Source organism: Pseudomonas sp. BIGb0558 (assembly GCF_024807515.1).
GTDB lineage: Bacteria > Pseudomonadota > Gammaproteobacteria > Pseudomonadales > Pseudomonadaceae > Aquipseudomonas > Aquipseudomonas yamanorum_A.
The window spans coordinates 1-24,232 of the sequence record NZ_JANUEW010000041.1 but is presented as its reverse complement, the minus strand read 5'-3'; the positions used below and the strand labels follow the sequence as shown (position 1 = coordinate 24,232).

Sequence of the window (24,232 nt, the reverse complement as noted above, 5' to 3'; positions counted from 1 at the left end):
ATTTTTGCATCATCGTGACGTGTAATCGCAGCATTATTGCATCACTTATCACGGCTATGCTGGGCACCAGAGAAAATCTTCAGGACCGCCAGCCTGCTGAACTGCCCGACATTGGGCGCGGTCCCAACCCATACGTTCATTGCTACAGGTGCGCTCAAATGAATCTGCCCCACGAAATGACCCTGATCGAAATCACCAGCCCCGGCGGCCCCGAGGTCCTGAAACCCCGCCAGGAGCCCATGCCGGTAGCCGGCCCCGGCGAAGTGCTGATCCGCGTGCACGCCGCCGGGGTCAATCGCCCTGACGCCCTGCAACGCGCCGGCACCTACCCGATGAAGCCCGGCATGAGCCCGTTCCCCGGGCTGGAAGTGGCCGGCGTGGTGGTCGCGCTTGGGGAAGGCGTCAGCGAGTACGCGCTGGGCGACAAGGTGTGCGCCCTGACCAATGGCGGCGGTTATGCGCAGTACTGCGTGGTGCCCGCCAGCCAGGCCTTGCCGGTTCCCGACGGCATGGAGTGGATTCAGGCGGCGGCGATTCCGGAAACCTTCTTCACCGTGTGGGCCAATCTGTTTGGCATCGGTGGCGCGCAGAAAGGCCAGAGGGTACTGATCCATGGCGGCACCAGCGGCATCGGCACCACCGCGCTGATGCTCTGCCGCGAGCTGGGTATCGAAGCGTTCGCCACCGCCGGCAGCGCAGAAAAATGTGCGGTCATCCGCGAACTGGGGGCCGAACCGATCAACTACCGGGAACAGGATTTCGCCGAGGTTATCGCTGAAAAAACCGCGGGCCAGGGCGTTAACGTGATCCTCGACATCATGGGTGGCTCCTACTTGAACAACAACATCAGCGCCCTGGCCATGGAAGGTCGGCTGGTGATGCTGGGCTTCCTGGGCGGTGCCCGTGCCAAGGACATCGACCTGCTGGCGATCCTCGGCAAACGCGCAATCGTCACCGGCTCGTTGCTGCGCTCCCGTACCCGGGAAGAAAAAGCCGCGATTGCCGCGCAACTGCGCAAGCATGTGTGGCCGGTGCTGTCGGCGGGGCGCTGCCTGCCGATGATCGACAAGGTGTACGCCTACACCGACGCCGCGCAAGCCCATGCCCGCATGGAGGGTGGCGACCACATCGGCAAGATTGTGTTGCGGGTGGAATGAAAAAACGCTGCGGATCAGGCCTGGTTTTTCACCAGGGCCTGATAGGTTTGCGCCTCGGCGAACAACCACTCGCAGAACTCCCGCTGCTTGTTCGCCGAACGCTCCCGTGGTGGCCACACCAGCCAATACGGGTAAGGGTACGGCGCAGTGATCTCACTCAACTGCACCAACTCTCCCCGCCCGATGGCGTCTTGCACCAGGCTGCGCCGATCCAGCGCGATGCCCTGCCCCAGCCGCACCGCCTCCAGCACCAGGTTTGAATCGTTGCTGCACAGGCCCGAACGCTCAACCTCCACGTCCACACCGGCCGCCTGGCACCAGGGCAACCAGGATTCGGTGCTGTGAATAATCCGGCTCTGGATGATCTGCTCTGGCGTGCGCGGCAGTTTCCCGCCATTGAAGTGTGGCGCCGCGACCACAACCAACTCGTCATGAAACAGCAACTTCTGCTCCACGCCGTCCCAGTCGCCCTTGCCCATGCGAATGCCGATATCCACTGACTCCTGATGCAGGTTGGAAACCGTCAGGCTGGCTTGCAGGCGGATGTTGATGTCGGGGCAGCGCTGCTGAAACGCCGGCAGCCTGGGGATCAACCAGGCGCGGGCAAACGAGGGGATGACCGCGACCACCAACTCGCCCATTTTCGGCTGGGCCTGGATCGTCCGGGTGGCGTGCTCGATGTCCGCGAGTGCCTGGCGAATCTGCAGTGCATACAGGCGACCATCTTCGCTGACACGCAGCCCGCGACCTTCACGCACAAACAGGGTGAGGCCGACCAGTTCCTCCAGCGCCTTGATCTGCTGGCTGATCGCCGAATGGGTGACGTGCAATTCCTTGGCCGCCAGGGTCACGCTGCCCAGCCGGGAGGTGGCTTCGAAACTGCGCAATGCGGTCAAGGGCGGGAAAGCATTCATGTAAGCCTGGCTAACCTTTCATGATAAAAAAGATCGATATTACAGGGGTTGATCCCCCGATAAAGTAATCTGAATTTAACACTGCGGTAAATGGAGGCTTCATGAAACTGGTCGGCATGCTGGACTCGCCCTACGTACGCCGCGTGGCCATTTCCCTGGAACTGTACGGTGTCGCGTTTGAACACCAGGCACTTTCGGTGTTCAGCACCTTCGATGAATTCTCCAGGATCAACCCGGTGGTCAAGGCCCCGACCCTGGTGCTCGACGACGGCACGGTGTTGATGGACTCCGGCCTGATCCTCGAGTATCTGGAAGCGCTGGCGCCGGGCGGCGACAAGCTGATGCCCCGGCAAGCAGCGGCACTTGCCAAGGACTTGCAAGTGATCGGCCTGGCGCTGGCCGCGTGCGAAAAGACCGTGCAGATCGTCTACGAACATCACCTGCGGCCCGCCGAAAAACTTCATCAGCCATGGATCGACCGCGTGACCGGGCAGCTGCTGGCGGCGTATTCGTTATTGGAGGCGTTGCTGGCCGAGCGCGACAGCGAAGCGCCGCTGACCCAGGCGAGCCTGACAGCGGCGGTCGCCTGGTCCTTCACCCAGCTCAAGATTGCCGACGTGATCAAGGCGGATGCCTTCCCCCACTTGCAACGCCACGCGGCACGCGCAGAACAGCATCCGGCCTTCAGCAAGTTCCCGGTCGAGTAGTCGGGCTTACCCGGCGTACACCGGGTAATCAGTGAAGCCCACCTCGGTGCCGCCATACAGGCCGGCAGCGTTCAACGGGTTCAGCGGCCAACCGTTGAGGATGCGCTGGGGCAAGTCGGGGTTGGCAATGTACGGTCGACCAAATGCAATCAGGTCTGCCAGCCCCGCCTCTACCAGTCGCACGCCGCGCTCTGCGGTGTAGCGGCCGGCGTAGATGATGCGACCGCTGAAGGTGTCGCGCACCGCCCGGCGGAACGACTCGGGCAGCTCGGGGGCGTTGTCCCAGTCGGCCTCGGCAATCGACACATAAGCAATGCCGGCCGCTTCGAGTACCTTGATCGCCTCGATATAGGTGTGATGCGGGTCTTCTTCCACCAGGCCGATGTAAACCCGGTCCTGATCGGTGCCGCTGAACAACGGCGCAAAGCGCACACCCAGGCGTTCCGGGCCGACCACGTCGGCCACCGCCTCGACGATTTCCCGCAGGAAGCGCAGGCGATTGTGCAGCGAGCCACCGTACTCGTCCTCGCGCTGGTTGGAATGCGCCGAGATGAACTGGTTGACCAGGTAGCCGTTGGCCGAGTGAATCTCTACACCGTCAAACCCGGCGGCCAGTGCGTTTTTTGCAGCCTGGGCGTAAAGCCCGACCAGGTCCTTGACCTCTGCGGTAGTCAAGGCGCGAGGCTCTGGCGGCTGCACCAGCTCCCCCGTGCCCGGCCCGGTTGCCACGAATGCCTTCGCCTGCTGCGGCTGGATTGCCGACGGCGCGACGGGTGCTGCACCGTCGGGTTGCAGGTCGTAATGGGACACGCGGCCCACATGCCAAAGCTGGGCGAAGATCACGCCGCCGTCGGCATGCACCGCATCGGTCACCGTGCGCCAGCCGTCGATCTGCGCCGGGGTGTAGATGCCCGGCGTCCAGGCATAGCCCTGGCCGCGGGGCTCGATCTGCGTACCCTCGCTGACCATGAAGCCGGCCGTGGCACGCTGGCGGTAATAAACGGCCATCAAGTCCGTGGCGATGTCGCCGGGCTGAGCGCTTCGCTGGCGCGTGAGCGGCGGCAGGACGATGCGGTTTTTCAGGGTGTGGTGCCCCAGTTTGATCGGGGTGCCTAAAGCGCAGTTGCTCATGAGTGGGTTCCAGAGTCGAATTTCGGGCGTGCAGAAGCTGCCGGCTCCCCGTCAGGGAGCCGCCAACCACTTGCTTTTTTTCGGGGGTGTCTGCGGGTTACGCGGTGAGCTTCAACAGCGCCTTGGCAACGTCGCTGGAACTGGCAGGATTCTGCCCGGTGACCAGCAGGCCATCTTCAATCACAAACGACTGCCAGTCGGCGCCTTTCTCATACTTGCCGCCCAGTGCCTTGAAATCATCTTCGATCAGGAACGGCACCACGTCAGTCAGGCCAACCGCCGCTTCTTCAGAGTTGGAGAAGCCGGTGACACGACGGCCTTTGACCAGCGGCTCACCGTTGACCGCCTTGACGTGACGCAAGGCACCCGGGGCGTGGCACACAAAGCCAATCGGCTTGCCGGCACGCTCAAAGGCTTCGATCAGGGCGATGGAGGTTTTCGACTCAGCCAGGTCCCACAGCGGGCCGTGGCCGCCTGGGTAGAACACGGTGTCGAAGTCACCGGCGTTGACCGAGTCCAGCTTCAGCGTGGTAGCCAGGGCCTGCTGTGCCGCCGGGTCGGTGGCAAAGCGGCGGGTCTGGTCGGTCTGCGAGTCCGGCAGGTCGCTGACCGGGTCGAGCGGCGGCTGACCACCGGCCGGCGAAGCCAGGGTCACGTCGGCCCCGGCGTCCTTGAACGCGTAGTAGGGAGCAGCAAATTCTTCGAGCCAGAACCCGGTCTTGCGGCCGGTGTTGCCAAGCTGGTCGTGAGAAGTCAAAACCATCAATACTTTCATGTGCCAGTGCCTCGGGGTGATGTGGGTTGGAATGGAAGCAAGCTTAGGAGCCGGGCCAGAACCGCACAATGTCATGTCCGCAAGGATTCCGGACATTGCACCATGCCGGTTGCCGTTTACCCGGCACACGCCGACAATCACTGCTCCGCGCCCCCTGGAGAGATGAGATGCACAGCATTGCGCTGATGGTTTACCCGAACTTCCAATCCTTGAGCCTTAGCCTGGGCTCGGTGTTCGAGTGCGCGAATCTGCTGCGTGGCGAGCAGGCGTATGAGTTCCACCTGGTATCGGAGAGTGGCGGCCCGATCATGACGTCCCAGGGTTTCTCGGTGAACAGCACACCGATAAGGCCTGAGGGCTATGACACATTGATCGTCAGCGGTTACCTGGAGTTCCAACTGCCTGACGCCAACCTGTTGAAGCTGGTGCAGGCGGCCTCGAAGCAGTCGCGGCGGATTGCGTCGCTGTGCATGGGCATCTTCGTACTGGCCGAGGCCGGGTTGCTTGAGGGCAAGCGCGCCACCACTCACTGGCTGCACGCACCGGCCTTTGCCAAGCGCTACCCGCAGATTCGCCTGGAGGAAGACAAACTGTTTGTTGTCGACGGCCAGATCTGGACCGGCGCCGGCATGAGCGCCGGGGTGGACCTGGCGTTGGCCATGGTAGAGAACGACCTGGGCAGCGACCTCGCCCGGCGCATCGCGCGCAAGCTGGTGATTGCCCAGCGGCGCGGCAGCGAGCAGTCGCAACTGTCGGCGCTGCTGGAGCTGGACCCCAAATCCGACCGTGTGCAGTTGGCCCTGGCCTACGCCCGGGAGAACCTGACACACGACCTTTCCGTCGAAGCGCTGGCGGCGGTCGCCCGGCTCAGCCCGCGCCAGTTCAGCCGGGTGTTTCGCGAGGAAACCGGGCAAACTCCGGCCAAGGCCATCGAGTCCCTGCGGGTGGAAGCGGCCCGGGCGATGATGGAGACCAGCCGCCATCCGGTGGAAGTGGTCGCCCGCGAGACCGGGTTCGGTGATCGCGAGCGCATGCGCCAGGCATTCCTGCGGGCGTTCGGGCAGCCGCCGCAGGTGATGCAGGCGGCGCTGTTCAGTGCCGGGGCTGGCGCGGCATTCAACTGATGGGTTAGTGCAGGGCCGCGCGAGTCACCAGGAAACTCAGCAGGTTCGGCTCATCATCCAGCTCGATGGCCTGCACCGGGCGCGGCAGGTTATCCAGCACCGAGCGCCAGAACGCCTGGCTCACTTCATCCTGGTCATAGAACCGCACCAGCCAATTCGCCTCGCCGCTGCTCAACACCTGGGTGGCGATGGCGCGGCCAATGCCTTTGCGGCGGTAGCGTTTCAAGATGAACAGGTCGGCCAGCTCCAGGGCGTCGATCCCCGGCAGTTCGCTGCCCTCGATCAGCAGGAAGCCGGCGATAAAACCGTCGACCAACAACAGGTTGGCGCTCCACCGTGGGTCTTCCCAGTAGCGGGCCAGGTGTTCCTCATGAATGTAGAAGCGCCCGTCCACCTCGACGTCTTCCTGCTCCCAGTCCGAGGACTCGTAGGCGTAGAACTGGTAAAGGTTAGCGATCAACGCGACATGTTCCGGGCCGGTCTCGATCAATTCGACGGTGGTATCGGGGATTGCAGGCATGGGCATCTCGGCACAAAAACAGGGCGTCATTGTCAACAAAAGCCGCCGACAATGCCAATCCATCCGCCAAGCTTTCTGGTTGCTGAATCAATTGCGCTTTTCTCTTGTCAACGACAAAATCATTACAAAGTTAGACTAAACTCCGCAGCACTTCCTCCCCCCTTGTTTTCAGGATAAGTACTTTGACAAACGTCTGCACCAGCGGCCTCGATGTCGGCTTTGCGTCCCTGGATTACCTGCAAATCGGCATCCTGGGCATCATTCAAGGCATCACAGAATTGTTGCCTGTGTCTTCCACCGCCCACATGCGCATCGTGCCCGCCCTGCTCGGCTGGCCGGATCCGGGCTCGGCGTTTTCCGCCGCCATGCAATTGGCTGCATTGGCCGCAGTGGTCAGTTACTTCTGGAAGGATGTACGCCAGGTCACGGTGGGCAGCATCAACGCGGTGCGCCAGGGTGACTACAACAACCAATGGTTCAAGTTGGCGGTGGCCATTGTGCTGGCGACGATTCCGATTGGTATCGCCGGGATTGCCTTGTCGTCGACGCTCAACTCCTGCAACTCGCCGTTGCGTGGCTTGATGGTGATCGGGATTTCCTGCCTGGTGATGGCGGTGCTGCTGGCGGCAGCGGAGCTAAGCGCGAGGCATAAGCGCACGGTGGGGGAAATGCGCCTGCGGGATGCATTGATTGTCGGCATTGCGCAGATCGGCGCGCTGATTCCAGGGGTTTCCCGCTCGGGCTCGACCCTGACTGCCGCCCTGTTCCTCAACTTCAAGCGTGAAGAAGCGGCGCGGTTTTCGTTCCTGCTGGGCTTGCCGGCGATCGCCCTGGCGGGCTTGAAGGAGCTGTGGGTGTTGTTCCACGCCGAGCTGCCGGCCCACGCCTGGCCGCATCTGATCTTTGGCCTGGTGGTTGCCAGCGTCTCGGCGTTCTTCGCAATCTGGGGCCTGATGAAGTTCCTGGAGCGGTTCTCCACCTGGCCGTTTGTGATTTACCGCGCAGTGCTGGGGGTATTCCTGATTGTGGCGGTGAGCACCGGATTCCTGTAGGAGCGAGCTTGCTCGCGATGGTCGTTAACGATGACGCGCCAAGCTTGAATAAACGCGGTGCCTGGAAGTTTTTCGCGAGCAAGCTCGCTCCTACAGTTAAGGCGCGCGGTCGGCCAGTTCTTCGAGCAAATCCGCTGACGGTATGAAGAACAGGCCGCCGGTGACCGCCGTGCTGAAGTCCAGCAGGCGGTCATAGTTGCCGGCCGGTCGACCGACAAACATATTCTCCAGCATCAATTCCAAAGGCTCCGGCGACCGCGCGTAGCCGATGAAATAAGTACCAAACTCCCCCGCACCCGGCCGGCCGAAGGGCATGTTGTCCCGCAGGATCTTCACTTCCTCGCCGTCCTTGGTGATGGTGGTCAGCGCGCTGTGGGAATTGCTCGGCTTGGTCGCATCGTCGAGCTCGATGTCCGACAATTTAGTGCGCCCGATCACCCGTTCCTGCGCCTCCACCGACAACTCATTCCAGGCCTTCATGTTGTGCAGGTACTTCTGCACCATTACATAGCTGCCGCCGCTGAAATTTGGGTCCTCATCCCCGACGATGGTGAAACCCACCGCCTTGCGCCCTACCGGGTTCTCGGTGCCGTCGACAAAACCGATGATGCTGCGCATGTCGAAGTAACGGAAACCCTGGACCTCATCCACCACCGTCACCGCGTCCCCCAGCGCCGCCATCAACTGGGTGGCCAACTCAAAACACAGGTCCATCTGCTCGGCACGAATGTGCAGCAGGATATCCCCCGGCGTGGCCGGCGCCAGGCGCCCTGCCACGCCCACTTCCTTGAACGGATGCAACGCTGCCGGACGTGGGCCGCCAAACAGTGCGTCCCACGCCTTTGAGCCAAAACCTGCAACACACGTCAGGTTGCCGGCCGGCACACGTTTGCCGACCGAGCGCACCAGGCCTGCAATATCGGCGCACCAACTGCGTACTGCCTCGGCTGAATCGCTGCCGGGAGCCAGGGTGGCAACCATGAAAATGGCGCTGCTGGTGATCGGGCTGCAGACGGATTGGGGTTCGAGGTTCTGATCGGTTGGGGTTGTCATTGGAAGGTCCACGGGTGGCGGTCGGGATTTCAACGACGGCAGATTAGCAGACAGAAGACGGACGGTCGCGGCTCAGCGCTTAGAGATCGGCCCCGTTTGCCGGGCTACAGCGCCCGGCATTCAATCCTCAGCAATTGAGGGCCTTGCTCGTGGCATTCAATAATCACCGGCAAAAACCGCTGGACCACCGCCATATTGCTCTGCAAGTGCTCGGTCATCCGCAGCGTGGTGAAACTGCCGCCGCCGGCAAGTGCCATCGGCAGCAATAGCTGGTCGGCCAGATGCTCGGCGACGACCGCTTCACTGGCAAGCCACTCGAGCGCCTGCTCGATAGCCTGGTCGGCTACCGCCTCTGCTCGCAATCGCGCCTGGCCAAAGGCACTGAACACTTCGGTGACATGCGCATGAGCATATTCCAACAACAGGACATTGCCCGGCCCGTGCTCCGGATCAAGATTCACCGCGCGCAACTGCTCCGGGCTGATGGACAACCGCTGACGAACACGTTCCAGCTCGCGCTCGGCGACGTGAACGGGCAGCCCGGCACTCAACGTGGTGGCACAGGCGCCCTTCAATTCACCCCGATCAGTGAGGTGCAATGGCATCAATGTGCTTGGATGTATAAATGCCACAAGCTCGCCACCGCCAGCCGGTACAAAGCCATGACGTGCCAGCGTCAGCTCGACCCGGGCGCCCATCCGCCGCAGTTGCGGCAACCAGGCACGCTCAAGGAAATCCACCGGAGGCGCCATCGGGTTGTGGGTGCCGCCGCAAATGCTGACACGGCTGGGCTGCAGAGCCAGCAGCAATGCCGGCAGCAACGTTTGCAATACCAGGGTGCAACTGCCGGCCGTGCCGATAGAGAACGTATAGTCCCCACCCTGGATCCGCCCCGGCTCGAACAGCAACGCCTGGGAACCCAGTTCAGCACCTTCAACCCGCGCGCCACACACCTCGGCGGCGGCCAGCACTGCCGTCAAGTGCTGACGCAACAGCCCTGGCCGACTGCGCCTGGCGCGAATATTTTTAATCCGCAGCGTACGCCCGGTCACCATCGACAGGCTCAGGCCGCTGCGCAACACTTGGCCGCCGCCCATCGCGCCGTCCAGTTCGATCACATCCTGGTTCATATCCATTCCTTATGCGTAGTGCTCCAACGTTTGTTTCAGTGCAGCCGTCTTGAAGTCCCGGGAGGCAGCAACTCACCGCCCTCTAATTGCTGGACCTGCATCAACAAGGCATCGCGTACTGCCTTGGGCGTTTGCGGATCGACCAGAGTGTATTGCTCATCACACCAGGCGCTCACCCTCTCCAGCCAGTAGGCCGAATCACTCGACGACCGCGCAAAACGCTCCAGCAAGTACTCAAGCTGCCTCCATAGCGGCTTGAGCCCTAGCAGTGCTCGCCGACGATCGTCCGGCAACGCATGCCACTGACTATCCAGGAGCGCCTCCACCGCGCCATCGATGACCGCCCACGACTGCTGGTTCAGGAGCGCCACTGCACATCTGAAGACCTTCGCCGAGGAGTCGTCTAGGGCCCGGAGTTGCAACGCCAGGCCGCGATCACCCAGCGCTTCAAGCACCAACTGCCGGACATGCGGCGATGGCGACATGAAAGCCGGCACTATCATCTCGTCAACCGAGACCTCGTTCAGGTCCTTGACCAGCCCGATCAATCCCAGCCATTCGCGGCGAGTCTGCGCAGGTTCTGCACTCAGCCGCGCCAACAGCACTTCACGACAATCCAGCCGCCAGCGAGGGGCTGCCCATCTTGCCAGCGAGCGCATAGCCGGCGATGCCTCCAGCAGTGCATTACGCAGGTATCCGCGCGGGTCCTGGACCAACGTCAGCAACCTGCGCAGCACCATGACCCGTACGCTGGCGGCAGAGTCGCTCATCGCCTTTTCGAGCAAAGGCAAGGCCTGAGCCGCCGGCAGACCAGCACTGGCATCAACGCCTCGCTGGCGAACCGACACATCGGCATGCTCCAGCGCCAACGCCACCAACTCCTGCGAGCCATCCTGCAGCAGCTCAAAGAGAAACCGTGCCGTCTTGCCACGGCTGCCAACAAAAGCGGCTTGCGCGGCCGGCCGCACCTGATGCGCTACCAGCAAACGGCGTACCTTGGCCAACGTCAGGTCGTGGTCAGCACGGCCCTTTCCCGCCAACGCCAGCACCGCGCCCAATACCTGCAACCACAACTCGGCACGCTCCTCTACAAGGAAGCGTTCAACCCCCAGCACCGCTTGCTCGCGAACCTGCGGCACCCAATCATTCAGGCGTTCCAGCAGTGCCTCCAGGGCTTGGTGCGAGGTGTGCCCAGCCAGCGCGCGAACCGCTATTTCCCGGACATACCCATTACCGAACCTGCTAAGGGTGAGCCAGGATTCATTTGCGCCCTGGATGGCCAGTACTTCCCGTACATACCTCTGAGCGTCATCAGCACGCTTGAGATCCAATGCCCGATAACGCTCCAACGCTTGCATGCTGTTCATTGCCCTATCCTTTTACACACACCACCTGGCGCAAGGTATGCAGCACTTCCACCAACTCGCGCTGGGCGTGCATGACTTGGTCGATGTCCTTGTAGGCCATCGGAATCTCATCGATTACCGCGGCGTCCTTGCGGCATTCCACGTGGGCCGTCGCGCGCACCTGGTCAGCAACCGTGAAGGTGTTTTTGGCCTTGGTGCGGCTCATGGTCCGACCAGCGCCGTGGCTGCAGGAACAGAACGACTCTTCGTTACCTAACCCGCGCACGATGAAACTTTTCGCGCCCATCGAGCCCGGGATAATCCCCAACTCACCTTTCTTTGCCGACACCGCACCCTTGCGAGTAACCAGGATGTCTTCACCAAAATGCCGTTCTTTTTGCACGTAGTTGTGGTGGCAGTTCACCGCCTCCAGCGCCACCTCAAACGGTTTGTGGATCACCTTACGCGTCGCCTGAACCACCGCCTGCATCATCAGCTCACGGTTCTGCCGGGCGAAGTCCTGGGCCCAGCCGACTGCTTCAACATAATCATCGAAGTGCTCACTGCCCTCTTCGAAATAGGCCAGGTCCCGATCCGGCAAGTTGGCGATGTGCTGACGCATGTCCTCTTGAGCCAACTGGATAAACAGGTTGCCAATGGCATTGCCAACGCCACGGGAACCGCTGTGCAACATGAACCAGACGCGGTTGGCTTCATCCAGGCAGACTTCGACAAAGTGGTTACCCGAGCCCAACGTCCCGAGGTGTTGGCGGTTGTTGGTTTTCAGCAGCTTCGGGTACTTGTCGGTGATCTTTTTGAAACGCGGGTGCAATGCCGCCCACGCAACATCGGCCTGCTGCGGAATACTGTCCCAGGCACCCTTGTCACGCCCGTTGCGGCCGCTGGTTCGACCATGGGGCACCGCCGCTTCAATCGCGCAACGCAGACCATGGAGGTTATCCGGCAGGTCAGCGGCAGTCAGCGAGGTGCGCGCGGCGATCATGCCACAGCCGATATCCACGCCAACGGCGGCCGGGATAATCGCGCCCACGGTGGGTATCACGCTGCCAATGGTGGAGCCCTTGCCCAGATGCACATCCGGCATCACCGCAAGGTGCTTGAAAATGAATGGCATCTTCGCCGTGTTCATCAATTGCTGGCGAGCTTCCGGCTCCACCGGCACTCCTTGGGTCCAGAGTTTGATGGGCTTGCCGTTGGCAACTTCCAGCAGTTGAAAAGTAGGTGCTTGCATGTTCTCGACTCTTTTCCATTCGCCACACTCAGGCGGCGTAGTCCTTGAATAAATGGGTCAGGCCCGTAGGCAGTGATAAGGGATCACAGATACGCTGCTCTACCAACTGAGCTACCCGTTGCCGGGGCAGGAATCGAACCTGCGACACGAAGGAGTACCCGTGGCATTCACTGCCAAAATCGTAAAAAGGTGGCACGACAAAAAGTGTGACTGAGCGCCGGAACATACCGGCTTACCAGAGATGTACAGCCACAGGCATTCGTGCCGTCACTGACGCTGACAAGGGTTGACGAGACGTCTTTTGATGTAGTCCCGTCAGCATTCAGCACCAGTGAAATCAAACTTCCATTGCTTCAATCGCCTGTACCCAATGTTGCGCACCGTAGCGCCCTTCGGCGAACTGTGCGATCACATCAAATACCGCATCACTGAAGCCTCCCACATTCAAAATGTCCTGGCGGTCCGCCGCCTGCGTCGTCGCGCCCGGCTGCATATCGATACACACCAACCGCGCTTGCGGGTTGATCTGTTTGATCAGCTCCCATTGGCGCATGGTTTCGGTACCGCGCTGGCGCCTTGCATCAATCCACGACTCGTTGTCGGACACCAGTATCACCGTGTCCACTTTCATTTTGGCGCCGGCTATCTTGGCCAGCGGCGCCGAACAGTTGGTCCCGCCTCCGCCGATAGCTGCCAGTTTCTGCGCATTGCTCATCACACTGTCACGCGGGTTGAGCCGGATATCCACCACATGATTTTCAAACGGCATCAAGCGTGCGTCCGGCTGCTTGCGCAAGATCGCGGCGCCAATCAAGGCCGCCACATCGATGCAGCGTACAGCGCTCGTGGCGCCCTCGCGGTAACCGGTCACCGGGCTGTGCATCGAGCCCGACACATCAGGGCAAACCACTACCGAACCCTGCAACACCGGCACGTTGGCCAGGGACAACTCAAGAGCATCCTGCAAGGCCTCCCGGACACACGCCGGTACGTCATCTCCCACCATCCGATACGCGGCCAGCAACTGGTACGGGTACACCCGCGCCTTGGCGATCGCTTCTGCATCAGCCAATCGCGCCGCCACTTGCCATGCAAACCCTGGCACCTCGAACGCGCCCTGGCGGGCAAAGGTGTTGAGGTTCATGCGCAGCGCCTGCCAGCCCATGTTATCGGCCTGGGCAGCCCACTGTTCCTTGCTGAGCTTCTCGTTTCCAAGCAACTGGAACGGTACCGCTGGTACTTCGGTGCTTGAACCGCTACGAAAGGCGAGCAAAGCCCGGGTCAACTCCGGCAAGGCCTGCACATCCACTGGCCGCCCGATCAACCAGGCGAAGAACGCTTCACGCCATGGTTCAGTGGGCTTGGGGTGAACCATTTTCACCACATCCGCCAACGACGGTTGATTCCCCACCGAGGCTTGCAACAACTGACGCTCCGTCGCGGTGTTCAACCAGTTCTGTACCAGGCGCTTGGGCTGCGAACCCAGGGATTTGCGTCCGGTCACTCCGCTGCGCAGGATTTGCACGAAGTTGCGCAACATTTTGCCGCTGTCCACGACCTGCTCGAACATCTGCGGCACCATCACCGAACGCTGAGCCACCAATGCGGCCAACAGCAACGCCGGCATGTCTTTCATGTGGCCCTGGCGGCGGGCATAACACGCGACCTTGGCGACATAACGGCTGTCCAGCTCGCCGGCCAGTTGCAACACGCTGTCCAGCTGGCTTTCAGCTGAGGCGTGGAAGGTCTGGTTTAAGCAACCGGTGACCGCCAGCTGGGCCAGTTTGTGCTTGGCGCTGTAGGCATAAGCCGGTACCTGTGTAGCGTTCAAGGTGTCGCATGCAGGCAGTTTCGCCTGCTGGGTGTTGAAGACTTGGGAGTTGGCCATCGTGGCGTCTCGCTCTGTTGTGTGTTTCGTTGCGAGAGTTATTGCAGCCGCCATGCCAGTTTTATTTTTTGAACGTGAAAATTTTTTATCTATTTGTTTTATATAGTTATTTTTAATTTTAGTCATTTCACCGCTCAGCAGCGGTGACATTCGCATCACAAATTACCTATCCTTACATATCGTCATATATATTTTGGTATCACCATGAGTCAAAAACGCACCGTTGCCATCGGCTTTATCGGCTCAACCCTCGACCGGGTCGGCAAAGGTGCCAACCGCTGGAACCATTGGCGCCCCAGCGTGGGCCTCTGCCAGCAGCAAGAGGTACTGATTAATCGCCTCGAACTGATTCACGGCATCGATGCCCGCGACGTCAGCCTGGCTCAGCGAGTCCGCGACGACATCCAGCAGGTATCGCCGGAAACCGAGGTGCGGCTGCACCCGATGCACCTGAAGAACCCCTGGGATTTCGAGGAGGTGTACGGCGCGTTGCACGATTTCACCGCCGCTTACCGCTTCGATACCGACCACGAGGACTACCTGGTCCACATCACGACCGGCACCCACGTCGCGCAAATCTGCTGGTTCCTGCTGACGGAAGCACGCTACCTGCCCGCCCGGTTAATCCAGACCTCCCCGGCTCGTCGTCGCAACGAAGAAGAGCGCGCCACCGGCACCCATGCCCTGATCGATCTCGACCTGTCACGCTACGACCGCATCGCATCGCGCTTCGCCCACAAGCGTCTGGAAAGCCTGGCCTTCCTCAAATCCGGAATCGCCACCCGCAACCCGGCCTTCAACCGCTCCATCGAACAGATCGAACGCGTAGCCGTACGCTCCAAGGCGCCGATGCTGCTGATCGGTCCCACCGGTGCCGGCAAGTCATTCCTCGCGCGGCGCATCTACGAACTCAAGCGCAGCCGGCATCAAGTCCAGGGGCGCTTCGTCGAAGTCAACTGCGCCACCTTGCGCGGCGATGGCGCGATGTCGGCACTGTTCGGTCATATCAAAGGCGCCTTCACCGGCGCCCAGAACGCCCGCGATGGTTTGTTGCGCGCGGCAGACGGCGGCATGTTGTTTCTGGATGAGATCGGCGAACTGGGGCTCGACGAGCAGGCAATGCTGCTCAAGGCCGTCGAAGAGAAGCGCTTCTTCCCCCTCGGTGGCGACCAGGAGGTCACCAGCGACTTCCTGATCATCGCCGGCACCCACCGCGACCTGCGCGGCCGCGTCGCCGAAGGGCTGTTCCGCGAAGACCTATACGCCCGGATCAACCTCTGGACCTTCGACTTGCCGGGCCTGGCCGGGCGCCGCGAAGACATCGAGCCCAACATCGACTTCGAATTGGAGCGCCACGCGCGCGAACAAGGTCAGGTGGTGCGCTTCAACCTGGAAGCACGCCGGCGTTACCTCGCTTTTGCCTGCTCCAGCGAAGCGGCGTGGCTGGGCAACTTTCGCGAACTGTCGGCGTCCATCACGCGCATGGCCACCCTGGCGGACAGCGGGCGCATCGACGAAAGCCAGACCCAGGAAGAAATCGATCGACTGCGCTATGCCTGGGGCCTGGAGTCGCCGCAAAACGATTGGCTGTCACGCCTGGGCGTCGATACCGAACTGGACCTGTTCGACCAGTTGCAACTCAACGCCGTGATCGAAATCTGCCGCCAGTCCGACAGTACTTCCGATGCGGGAAGGCGCCTGTTCGGCGTCTCCCGACAAGCCAAGGCGCAACCGAACGATGCCGACCGCTTGCGCAAATACCTGGCGCGGTTTTCGATTGAATGGAAGCAGTTGGCGGAGTTGAAGGGCTGATGGATATCTAAAATGCGGCAGCCTGGATTTGTGCAGCCTGAAACAACGCGTCGGCAGTTTCCTGAATATCTTCACGCTGCCATAGCTTGCCCAGCCATTCGGCCGGAATGCCTTGCACACCGTAATACGCGCCGGCCAACTGCCCCACGATTGCCGCAGTGGTGTCGGCGTCATCGCCCAGGTTTGTCGCGACCAAAACGGCTTCGGCAAAGCTGTCGGTGTGATGAAAACACCACAACGCCGCCTCAAGCGAAGCCACTGCGTAACCCGAACCAACGATGTCGCTGCGCGCCTTATCGAGGTAGTGGCCGCTGGCAATGTCGGCAACTTTGGGTTGGCTTAACTTCAGATAGTCCACCTTCACTACCTGCGCTTTCGGATCTCCGCGCAGCGCGTTCGCAATACACTCCGCCAGTACCAGGCAGCACTCAATCGCCTCCAACGCGCCATGGGTAGTGCGAGAACTGTCGACGGTGAACTCACGCAGCCGCTCGGCATCAGGAAAATAGAACAGCACCAGCGGAGCCAGGCGCATCATCGACCCGTTACCCGCCGAGTATGGGTCCGTAGAGCCTGCGAACGGGTCACCGCTGAGCTGATACTGCGCCAATGCATCACGAACCGTCGTACCAATATCGAAACACTCCCCCGTCGAGCTCAGATAGCCCCACTTCCACCAGTTCAGATAACGCCCCATCTGATCGGCAGCGTCAAAACCACTCTTGCGCAGCAGGCTTTCGGCCAGACACAGCGCCATGGACGTGTCATCCGTCCACTGGCCCGGCAAAAGCTGGAAGGGTCCACCACCGACCATATCGGTAACCGGAGCAAACGAACCACGGCGCATGAACTCAACCGTGGTCCCTACCGCATCACCACACGCCAGGCCAAGCAGGCTGCCGCGGTAACGGTCTGAAAGCTTCATCAACATCACTCCTTTGCACAAATAACACCCCAAGCAGAGAACCATACCGGAGCTTCCCGCTCTGTGGGGCGCCGCGCATTTCTCTGGGAAATTTCCGACTCAGGCACTCCCCTCCTCCCACCTCCCGATGGTAGTGTGTGAAATTGTTTCTGACCTTTCGATCAGACATTTCTCACTCACTCCCTGCAAAGGAATGCCCTCAGCAATGGATTTTTCCCTCAAGCAACTGGCCGTAGCCACCCTGATGGCGGCCAGCCTTTCGGTGTTCACCACCCAGGCTCAAGCCAACCTCACCCCACAACAGAACGCCGTCATCCTGAAGACCTTCAGCGATGCCTCGGTCAAGGATTTCCGGCAGTTCCTCGCCAGCCTGGCCAAGAGTGATGTGGCCAAGAGCGACAACCTCGGCCCGGCCATCAGTGCCTTCCTAGACAACAAGGATCTGAGCGCTGACCAGCAGAACGAAATTCACCGCCTGCTGGGCCTGTATGCGCGGGTGAAGTACGGCGCAGCCGCCACCGAAACCCTGCGCGAGCTGGTGCAGATCCCGACCTTCCTGGTGGCCGGTGTGGCTCAGCATGACAACCCCGAGTTCATCAAGATCGCCGCCAAGATCAAGAGCCTCGCCGAGTCGTTCAACCTGAATTTCCGCAATATCGACAACCGCGTCTACGAGATTTCCCTGGAAGGCAGCGGCGATGAAGTGGTCGGTATCCACGCCCACGCCGATGTGGTGCCGGTAACCCCGGAGAACTGGGTGCTGAAAGACGGCACCAGGCTCGACCCGTTCAAGGTCACGCTGATCGGCGACCGCATGTATGGCCGCGGCACCGAGGATGACAAGAACGGCATCGTGGTGGCGATGTACGCGATGAAGGTGATCAAGGAAGAGAAGCTGCCCCTGGCGCGCAATTTCAAGCTGCTGGTGGACACTACCGAGGAAACCTCCGGCGACGCGATCCCGTACTATTTCGAACACAACCCAACGCCTAACTACAACCTGGCGCTGGACGGCGGCTACCCGGTGGTGATCGCCGAGAAAGGCTACGGCACGGTCATGGCCAAGTTCCCCAAGCGCAAGGCTGAAGGCAAAGGCGCAGAAATCATCTCGATGACCGGCGGCAAGGCCACCAACCAGATTCCGTCAGCATCGGTGGTGACATTGCTCAGCGACAAGCCCGCCGAACTGGCCGCCAGCCTGCAAAAGGCCGGCAGCGAGTACGCCAAGCGCAATGGCGGCGACTTCGAAGTGGCGGCCAAGGTGGCCGGCAAGGACGTGCAGTTGACCGTCACCGGCGTGTCCGCCCACTCCTCCGAACCGCAATCCGGGGTGAACCCGGTCGCCCGGGTGCTCGACTTCCTCAACAGCCTCGACGGCAAGGTGGCGCTCAAGCACAACCAGTTCACCGACGCCGCGCGTTACGCCGCCAACAACTGGGGCCTGGACTACCTTGGCGGCAAGCTGGGCGTGGGCTTCTCCGATGCGTTCATGGGGCCGCTGACCACCTCGCTGACCTATGTGGGCGAGGACGACAACACCTTCAAGCTGGCAGTCAACCTGCGGGTACCGAAGGGCAAGTCGCCGCAAGTGCTCAAGGCTGAAATCGCCGACAAGCTGGCAGCCTGGACCAAGAAAAACCACGTGGCCGTGAGTTTTGACTACTCGATCGCCGAGCCGATGTACCGCAACCCTGAAGGCGAGTGGGTCAAGGCGCTGCTGGCGGTGGCCAGCGAGAACCTGGGCATGGAGCACAAGTACGGCACCTCGGCCGGCGCCACCTCCGTGCATGAGTTGCCCAACGGCGTGCAGTTCGGCCTGGCGCGGCCAGAGGTCAAGTACACCGGCCATACCGACAACGAGTTCAAGACCGTCGACCAGTTCCTGCTGGACCTGCAGATCGTCACTGAAATGATGGGCCGCATCGGGCAACTGCCGAAGCTCTGAGTAACCTTTCAGGCCCGCCGCCCTGGCGGGTCTACCAAGCGATACGCCACCCCTTCGACGCCCGCCGCTGCGCCAGGAACCGCGCATACCGCCCTTGGCGGGCCGTCAACTGTTCAGGCGTGCCCTGCTCCACGACTCGACCCTCGTCGAGCACCACGATCTGGTCGGCCATCACCACCGTCGACAACTGATGCGCAATCACGATCAACGTGCACTTGCCGCGCAGGCGCGCCAGGGTGTCGGCGATGATCGCCTGGTTTTCCGCGTCCAGTGCCGCAGTGGCTTCGTCCACCAGCAGGATCGGCGCACCCTTGATCGACGCACGGGCGATGGCGACACGCTGACGCTCGCCACCGGACAGGCGTGCCCCGCCCTCACCCACCGTGGTCGACAGGCCCATGGGCAGGCGCTCGATAAGCTCTTGCACACCAGCCTGCCGCGCGGCCTCCAGTACTTGCGCGTCGCTGGCGTCGGGTTTGCCGAGGCGAATGTTGTCGGCGACGCTACCCTGGAACAGGTAGGTATCCTGGAAGATCTGGCTGATCTGCGCGTTGAGTTGCTCGCCGGACATCTGCCGCACGTCCACGCCCCCGACACACACCTGGCCCTGGCTGACCTCGAAAAACCGTGCGACCAGGCGCAATAGCGTGGTCTTGCCCGAGCCGGAAGCCCCCACCAGCGCGGTCATGCTGCCGGGCTCGATACGCAGGTTCACCCCCCGCAGCACGTCCCTGGAACCGGCCGGGTGTCGAAAACTCACGTCAAACAGTTCCACCGAGGCATCCCGTGGAGATTGCGGCGCGCCCGGCTCCTTCAGCGGCGAAGCAGCGAGGATCTCGCGCACCGCCTCAAGTTGCCCGCCGGCACCGCGCAAGGTCTCGCCATAGCCGGCCACCTCCAGCAGCGGGTCAATGAAGCGGCTGACCAGCAACAGCGACACCATCACCGCAATCACCGAGCCCACGTGCAAGGCATTCCCCAGGTACGCGTCAAGCCACAGTGCGGCGGTAATCAACAACGCGGCGAATACCATCTGCACAAGCCACATATTCAGCAGCACCGAGGTCGCCGACAGAAGAATCAGGCGTGCCCCGGTCGCATGCTGCTGCTCAATCGCCCGTTGCAGGAACACCGTGCTGCCGCCACCACTGAACGCGCGCAACACCGACTGCGACTGAGCGAACTCCAGCATGCGCTGGCTGGTCTCGGCCGAACTACGCTGGAACGCCCGGTCGGCACGCCGCCCCAGCCGCGCACTGAACCAAAATGCAGCGCCGAGCATCGGCAGCGCGACTAACGCAATGAGCCCCATTTTCCAGTTCAGCACAAACAGCGCGAGCACCAGCACCAATGGCGTCACCACGCCGCTGAGTACCGGGGTAAACACATGGGCGGGCAACTGGGCCACGGCCATCATGCCTTGGGTCACCACATGGTTGAGTCGCGCGGTGTTATCGGGCGTGAACCAGCCCACAGGCAATCCGGCCACATGATCGCCGATGCGCTGACGACCGCCTTGCAGCACCGCCACACCCACTGCGACACCGGCCTTTTCGACTTCCCGCCGGGTGGCCCAACACGTTGCCACCGCTGCCAGAAACACCACCAGCCACAGCGCGGCTTCAGCAAGATCACCGTTGAGCATGTCGGTCAGCACCGGCACCAGCGCGGCGATGGTCAGCCCGCACAACGCGCCGTAGAACACCACCTTGCCGACATAGCGATGCAACACCGGGGCGTCGTCGCCCAACAGTTCGATAAAGGTTTTCAGCATGTCGGCAGCGCCTGTTCACGGGTCTGTTTGTAACCGCCCGACGCCCACAGGCGTGCGTAGCGGCCTTCCTGTGCGATCAGTCGAGGATGGTTGCCCTGCTCAACGATGCGACCGTTTTCCAGCACGATGATGTGGTCGGCGTGCATCACCGTATCGAGGCGGTGGGCGATCACCAGCAGCGTGCGGCGCTGGGCAAAACGCGAGAGCGCCTCCTGGATCGCCACCTCGTTCCCGGCATCGGCGGCGGCCGTGGGCTCGTCCAGCACCAGCACCGGGGGTGCCAGCAATACCGCACGGGCGATGCTGATGCGCTGCTGCTCGCCACCGGACAGCTGCGCGTCCTCACCGATCACCGAGGCGTAGCCCCGGGGCAAGCCGATGATGCACTCATGGATATTCGCGGCGCGTGCGGCCGCCTCGATCTCCTTCTGGCTGGCGCTGGGCCGGCCGAGGGCGATGTTTTCGGCAACGCTGGCATGAATCAAGCGCACCTCCTGCAGCACAAAACCGATCAGGCTGTAGAGCTGCGCGGTCTCGATCTGCCGCAGGTCGACGCCGCCCAGGGTGATACGCCCCTCGGTCGGATCGAAAAAACGCAGCAGCAGGCGCGCCAGGGTCGACTTGCCCGAGCCCGAGGCGCCGACGATGGCGGTCACGGTGCCGGGCTTGAGGGTGAAGCTGATATCCGACAGCACGGGGCTCTGCGGGTGGTAGGCGTAGCCGAGGTGTTCGACGCGCACTTCGGCGTCCTTGGGCAGCCGCTCGGACCCCGGGGCCACCTGCGCCAGCACCGGTGTCGCCAGGAGTGCCTGCACACGTTCGGCGGCACCCACGGCGTTGTTCAGATCGTGGGTGATGTAACTCAGCAGCATCAGCGGCGCGCAAATACCCGGCGCGACAATGGCAAATGGCAGCACATCGACGGCCTCAATCCAGCCAAGACTCACAAACACCAGGCCGAACGTCAGCACCATTGCGAGCACGGTCACCGGGGCGATCATCGCGTTGGCATTGGCCATCGTCCCCACCAGCGGCCGGGTGAACTCAACGAACGCCTCGCTGAAATCATCCACTGCCTTACGGTAACTCGCGTGGGCCTTGCCGGTGGCACCGAAGGCCTTGACCACCGGAATACCGTTGACGAACTCAACCACCGCGTTATTGACCCGGGTCATGCGCTCGACAAAGGAGCCCATGTTGCTGCCGCTGGCTTTCATCGCCTTGGCAAAGAACAGGAAAAACCCCGGAAACGGCAGCAGCGAGACCAGCGCCATGCGCCAGTCGACCGTGAACAGATAGCCCACCGCCAGCAAGACCGCCCCGGCACAGCGGCCCACGGTGGTATAGAAATGCGCCGTCAGGCTATGCAAGGTGCCGATGTCGTCCTGCAGCGCCTGCTTGACCTCACCGGACGCCCGCTCGGTGAACCAGCCCAGCGGCACCTGGCTCAGGCGCTCGGCGATGGCCAGGCGCAAATGGCGAGTGATGTGGTTGTCGGCCAGATGCGCCACGGCCTCGGCAACGGTCATCAACAACATGCCCGCGAACAGGCTCGCCAGGCTGACGATGATGGTCAACCACACCTCGCCCGATGCCTGGGCAATCGACGGCTCGCCGAGGGCGATCCTGGCGATATGCACGATGCAGCCCAGCGGCACCAGCGTCAGCATGCTGCCCACACCGGCCAGCAGTGCGGCGGCGATCAGTCGCGCGCGTACCGGCCGCAATACCTGCGAGACCGCGCCCCGGCCCCTGGGTTTGGCCGCAGCCGTATCCCTGTTACTCATGAAGTCTCCCTGACTGAATGAGCTTTTGCTCGCCCTTACCTTATCTTCCGAACGACCAGCCAAAACCCTCAACCGGAACCGGAAATAATTTTCAGGCAGGGCCGCTGACGGTCACCCAGTAGCGCGTGCGCCGGATCACCTGTATTGGCAACGCAGCCGCCAGGTTGTCCAGGGCCAGGTCGGTATCGGCCAGGTGCAACACGCCGCTGACCCGCAGCATGGCCACCTCCGGCGCACAACGCAGCACACCCGGACGGTAGCGCGCCAGCTCGGCGACCAGTTCATCGAGCCGCGTACCGTCGGCCACCAACAGGCCCTTGACCCAGGCGACGCTGCGGTCTGTCACCTGCGCGATGGGTTTCACCTGATCCCTGGAAATGCTCGCGCCGTGGCCGGCATCCACCCGCACGCCCGCGCCGTGTGCGGGCTGCACCTGCACGGCGCCTTCCAGCACCGCCAACCGGCAACTGTCGTCGCATTGGCGCACGCTGAAACGTGTGCCCAGGGCCTGAAGCAGGCCTTGGCGCGTCTGCACCCGAAACGGCCGGGGTGAAGGCGCGGTGGTGATGAACACCTCGCCGGCCCGCAGCAGTACCAGGCGCTGGTGGTCGTCGAACTGCACGTCAATCGCCGAGGCAGACGCCAGCACCACGCGGGTGCCGTCGGGCAATGCGACCTCGCGAACTTCTCCGGTGCGGGTGCTGTGCCCGGCACTCGCCAGTTGCCAGGTGTCGGTGCGGCGCACGCCGTAGGCGAGGCTGCCGGCTGCGACCAACAGGCCCAGCAGTCGCAGGGTACTGCGCCGGTTGAGGGAGTCGGGGGCAGCGGGTTCGGCCAGGGTGTGTTTGGCTACTGGCGCCGGTACGCTGTGGAGTTTTTGCTCGAAGCCCAGCAGGCGGGTCCATGCCAGTTCGTGGTGGGGGTGTTCGGCGCGCCAGCGCAGGCAGTTGGCGTGGTCATCCTCGCTGGCGTCATCGGCCCACAGGCGGGCCATCCAGGCGGTGGCGCGCTCAATGATAGCGGGGGAAATGGGCTGCTCGATCGACATCGCGACGGGTCAGCCGTGCAGGGTCTGGTAGCAGGCCAACAGGCCGGCGGCGATGTATTTTTCTACCGAGGAGACGGAGACTTGCAGTTGGGCGGCGATCTCGCGGTAGCTCAGGCCGTCGAGCTTGCACAGCAGCAGGGCCTGGCGGGCCTTGGGTGGGAGGCTGTGCAGGGCGGCGTCGATTTCGATCAGGGCTTCGATGGCCAGGGCGCGGGTTTCTTCATCGGCGGCGCGGGTTTCGGGTAACAGGGTCAGGGCTTGCAGGTAGGCGGATTCGATCTGGCGGCGGCGGTAGAGGTCGATGACCAGGCCGTTGGCGATCTGGGTGAGGTGGCGCCGGGACTCGCCGGTGGGCGGGAGTTGGCCCTTGCGCATGAGTTGCAGGTAGACGTCGTGGGCGAGGTCGGCGGCGTCTAACGCGTTGCCCAGCTTATTGCGCAACAGGGTGCGTAGCCAGCTGTTGTGGTCGACGTATAGATTTTCAACCTGGCGTTGAAAGGCGAACTGTCCGATGTTCACAAACCTCTCCTTTTACCCAATGGTCCCGGGAGTGCTGGGGCATTGGGTTGTTGGTAACAGTTTGCAAGACTATCGGCTCTGGGGCGTGGGTGCAATGCGGGGGGTTGGGGGGGCTGAGGTGTACATATCCGTTATTTTTGTAACGGCCACGATTGGTTCCGCTCTTACAGCGGCTCACTTTTGAAAAGCGCAAAAGTAAGCAAAACGCTCTTGCCCCACCACTCGGCACCTCGCTAAGGCTCGGTGTGCCCTCAGCTCCGGTATTACTACGCGGGCCGCCGCTCCGTACTACCTGCGTTCGGCCAGCGTGGTTTAACGGGGCGCCTAAGATCAAGATCAAAAGCAGATCAACAGCACAGCGGCCTACAGGCCG

The 24,232-nt window shown here is 62.1% G+C and carries 20 protein-coding genes and 1 pseudogene; 7 read left to right on the top strand and 14 right to left on the bottom strand.

Annotated elements, in window-relative coordinates:
• Window positions 1-158 precede the first annotated feature (158 nt).
• Entirely contained in the window at window positions 159-1,157 is a 999-nt protein-coding gene (locus M2400_RS28755; RefSeq protein ID WP_177134400.1) for an NAD(P)H-quinone oxidoreductase, read from the top strand.
• Between the two features lie 14 nt (window positions 1,158-1,171).
• Here the strand turns inward: M2400_RS28755 and gcvA are convergent, their stop codons facing one another.
• Window positions 1,172-2,071 carry a transcriptional regulator GcvA gene (gcvA, locus tag M2400_RS28750; protein ID WP_259200785.1) on the bottom strand — a complete coding sequence of 300 codons (900 nt, stop codon included), beginning with the start codon at window positions 2,069-2,071 and terminating at the stop codon, window positions 1,172-1,174.
• Between the two features lie 101 nt (window positions 2,072-2,172).
• On the opposite strand from gcvA, the gene M2400_RS28745 reads away from it, so the two are divergent.
• Entirely contained in the window at window positions 2,173-2,778 is a 606-nt protein-coding gene (locus M2400_RS28745; protein ID WP_259200787.1) for a glutathione S-transferase family protein, read from the top strand.
• 6 nt (window positions 2,779-2,784) lie between these two features.
• Here the strand turns inward: M2400_RS28745 and M2400_RS28740 are convergent, their stop codons facing one another.
• Together M2400_RS28740 and M2400_RS28735 are read right to left on the bottom strand one after the other, a co-directional pair.
• Entirely contained in the window at window positions 2,785-3,909 is a 1,125-nt protein-coding gene (locus M2400_RS28740; RefSeq protein ID WP_259200790.1) for an alkene reductase, read from the bottom strand.
• Between the two features lie 97 nt (window positions 3,910-4,006).
• The gene (locus M2400_RS28735; RefSeq protein ID WP_259200792.1) at window positions 4,007-4,684 is read right to left on the bottom strand and encodes a type 1 glutamine amidotransferase domain-containing protein; all 678 of its coding nucleotides are present in this window, start codon (window positions 4,682-4,684) and stop codon (window positions 4,007-4,009) included.
• A 167-nt stretch (window positions 4,685-4,851) separates the two neighbouring features.
• On the opposite strand from M2400_RS28735, the gene M2400_RS28730 reads away from it, so the two are divergent.
• On the top strand, window positions 4,852-5,808 hold the full coding sequence (locus M2400_RS28730; RefSeq protein WP_177080017.1) for a GlxA family transcriptional regulator: 957 nt from the start codon (window positions 4,852-4,854) through the stop codon (window positions 5,806-5,808).
• A gap of 4 nt (window positions 5,809-5,812) precedes the next feature.
• Here M2400_RS28730 and M2400_RS28725 read toward each other — a convergent pair whose 3' ends face one another.
• Entirely contained in the window at window positions 5,813-6,319 is a 507-nt protein-coding gene (locus tag M2400_RS28725; protein ID WP_310503574.1) for a GNAT family N-acetyltransferase, read from the bottom strand.
• Window positions 6,320-6,510: 191 nt separating this feature from the next.
• On the opposite strand from M2400_RS28725, the gene M2400_RS28720 reads away from it, so the two are divergent.
• Window positions 6,511-7,380, top strand: coding sequence for an undecaprenyl-diphosphate phosphatase (locus tag M2400_RS28720; RefSeq protein WP_177044065.1), 870 nt, complete (start codon window positions 6,511-6,513; stop codon window positions 7,378-7,380).
• Between the two features lie 17 nt (window positions 7,381-7,397).
• Window positions 7,398-7,478: pseudogene (locus M2400_RS33445) on the top strand (outer membrane lipoprotein carrier protein LolA); the annotation flags it as partial.
• On the opposite strand, the gene M2400_RS28715 reads toward M2400_RS33445, so the two are convergent.
• The 5 genes from M2400_RS28715 to M2400_RS28695 all read right to left on the bottom strand — a co-directional run bounded on the left by M2400_RS28715 (window position 7,477) and on the right by M2400_RS28695 (window position 14,049).
• Entirely contained in the window at window positions 7,477-8,433 is a 957-nt protein-coding gene (locus tag M2400_RS28715; protein ID WP_177134409.1) for a Dyp-type peroxidase, read from the bottom strand. The pseudogene M2400_RS33445 and the gene M2400_RS28715 sit on opposite strands and share 2 nt — an antisense overlap.
• 104 nt (window positions 8,434-8,537) lie before the next feature.
• Window positions 8,538-9,563 (bottom strand): RNA 3'-terminal phosphate cyclase, encoded by a 1,026-nt coding sequence (gene rtcA, locus M2400_RS28710; RefSeq protein ID WP_259200798.1) that lies wholly within the window; start codon window positions 9,561-9,563, stop codon window positions 8,538-8,540.
• A gap of 35 nt (window positions 9,564-9,598) precedes the next feature.
• Entirely contained in the window at window positions 9,599-10,930 is a 1,332-nt protein-coding gene (locus M2400_RS28705) for a PBS lyase (protein WP_259200801.1), read from the bottom strand.
• Between the two features lie 4 nt (window positions 10,931-10,934).
• A complete protein-coding gene (locus tag M2400_RS28700) occupies window positions 10,935-12,161 on the bottom strand; it encodes an RtcB family protein (RefSeq protein WP_177134415.1) in 1,227 nt (408 codons plus the stop codon).
• Window positions 12,162-12,498: 337 nt separating this feature from the next.
• Entirely contained in the window at window positions 12,499-14,049 is a 1,551-nt protein-coding gene (locus M2400_RS28695) for an RNA-binding protein (protein WP_259200812.1), read from the bottom strand.
• A gap of 204 nt (window positions 14,050-14,253) precedes the next feature.
• Here M2400_RS28695 and rtcR point away from each other — a divergent pair, with 204 nt between their 5' ends.
• Complete coding sequence (rtcR, locus tag M2400_RS28690) at window positions 14,254-15,861, top strand: RNA repair transcriptional activator RtcR (RefSeq protein WP_177044059.1); 1,608 nt, start codon at window positions 14,254-14,256, stop codon at window positions 15,859-15,861.
• A 7-nt stretch (window positions 15,862-15,868) separates the two neighbouring features.
• Here the strand turns inward: rtcR and M2400_RS28685 are convergent, their stop codons facing one another.
• Window positions 15,869-16,792, bottom strand: a complete 924-nt coding sequence (locus M2400_RS28685) for an ADP-ribosylglycohydrolase family protein (RefSeq protein WP_177044058.1) — start codon at window positions 16,790-16,792, stop codon at window positions 15,869-15,871.
• Window positions 16,793-16,991: 199 nt separating this feature from the next.
• Between M2400_RS28685 and M2400_RS28680 the strand changes: the two genes are divergently transcribed.
• Complete coding sequence (locus M2400_RS28680; protein ID WP_259200832.1) at window positions 16,992-18,731, top strand: dipeptidase; 1,740 nt, start codon at window positions 16,992-16,994, stop codon at window positions 18,729-18,731.
• 31 nt (window positions 18,732-18,762) lie between these two features.
• On the opposite strand, the gene M2400_RS28675 is transcribed toward M2400_RS28680, so the two are convergent.
• The 4 genes from M2400_RS28675 to M2400_RS28660 all read right to left on the bottom strand — a co-directional run bounded on the left by M2400_RS28675 (window position 18,763) and on the right by M2400_RS28660 (window position 23,859).
• The gene (locus tag M2400_RS28675; protein ID WP_259200834.1) at window positions 18,763-20,505 is read right to left on the bottom strand and encodes an ABC transporter ATP-binding protein; all 1,743 of its coding nucleotides are present in this window, start codon (window positions 20,503-20,505) and stop codon (window positions 18,763-18,765) included.
• Complete coding sequence (locus M2400_RS28670) at window positions 20,499-22,292, bottom strand: ABC transporter ATP-binding protein (RefSeq protein ID WP_259200835.1); 1,794 nt, start codon at window positions 22,290-22,292, stop codon at window positions 20,499-20,501. The genes M2400_RS28675 and M2400_RS28670 overlap by 7 nt, the downstream gene beginning before the upstream one ends.
• Window positions 22,293-22,383: 91 nt before the next feature.
• Window positions 22,384-23,340, bottom strand: coding sequence for a FecR domain-containing protein (locus M2400_RS28665; protein WP_259200854.1), 957 nt, complete (start codon window positions 23,338-23,340; stop codon window positions 22,384-22,386).
• A 9-nt stretch (window positions 23,341-23,349) separates the two neighbouring features.
• The gene (locus M2400_RS28660) at window positions 23,350-23,859 is read right to left on the bottom strand and encodes a sigma-70 family RNA polymerase sigma factor (RefSeq protein ID WP_259200856.1); all 510 of its coding nucleotides are present in this window, start codon (window positions 23,857-23,859) and stop codon (window positions 23,350-23,352) included.
• Between the last annotated feature and the right edge of the window lie 373 nt (window positions 23,860-24,232).

Coding starts and splice junctions, on each gene's coding strand:
- M2400_RS28755 (WP_177134400.1), top strand. CDS start 159: ATGAATCTGCCCCACGAAATGACCCTGATCGAAATCACCAGCCCCGGC.
- gcvA (WP_259200785.1), bottom strand. CDS start 2,071: ATGAATGCTTTCCCGCCCTTGACCGCATTGCGCAGTTTCGAAGCCACC.
- M2400_RS28745 (WP_259200787.1), top strand. CDS start 2,173: ATGAAACTGGTCGGCATGCTGGACTCGCCCTACGTACGCCGCGTGGCC.
- M2400_RS28740 (WP_259200790.1), bottom strand. CDS start 3,909: ATGAGCAACTGCGCTTTAGGCACCCCGATCAAACTGGGGCACCACACC.
- M2400_RS28735 (WP_259200792.1), bottom strand. CDS start 4,684: ATGAAAGTATTGATGGTTTTGACTTCTCACGACCAGCTTGGCAACACC.
- M2400_RS28730 (WP_177080017.1), top strand. CDS start 4,852: ATGCACAGCATTGCGCTGATGGTTTACCCGAACTTCCAATCCTTGAGC.
- M2400_RS28715 (WP_177134409.1), bottom strand. CDS start 8,433: ATGACAACCCCAACCGATCAGAACCTCGAACCCCAATCCGTCTGCAGC.
- rtcA (WP_259200798.1), bottom strand. CDS start 9,563: ATGAACCAGGATGTGATCGAACTGGACGGCGCGATGGGCGGCGGCCAA.
- M2400_RS28705 (WP_259200801.1), bottom strand. CDS start 10,930: ATGAACAGCATGCAAGCGTTGGAGCGTTATCGGGCATTGGATCTCAAG.
- M2400_RS28700 (WP_177134415.1), bottom strand. CDS start 12,161: ATGCAAGCACCTACTTTTCAACTGCTGGAAGTTGCCAACGGCAAGCCC.
- M2400_RS28695 (WP_259200812.1), bottom strand. CDS start 14,049: ATGGCCAACTCCCAAGTCTTCAACACCCAGCAGGCGAAACTGCCTGCA.
- rtcR (WP_177044059.1), top strand. CDS start 14,254: ATGAGTCAAAAACGCACCGTTGCCATCGGCTTTATCGGCTCAACCCTC.
- M2400_RS28685 (WP_177044058.1), bottom strand. CDS start 16,792: ATGTTGATGAAGCTTTCAGACCGTTACCGCGGCAGCCTGCTTGGCCTG.
- M2400_RS28680 (WP_259200832.1), top strand. CDS start 16,992: ATGGATTTTTCCCTCAAGCAACTGGCCGTAGCCACCCTGATGGCGGCC.
- M2400_RS28675 (WP_259200834.1), bottom strand. CDS start 20,505: ATGCTGAAAACCTTTATCGAACTGTTGGGCGACGACGCCCCGGTGTTG.
- M2400_RS28670 (WP_259200835.1), bottom strand. CDS start 22,292: ATGAGTAACAGGGATACGGCTGCGGCCAAACCCAGGGGCCGGGGCGCG.
- M2400_RS28665 (WP_259200854.1), bottom strand. CDS start 23,340: ATGTCGATCGAGCAGCCCATTTCCCCCGCTATCATTGAGCGCGCCACC.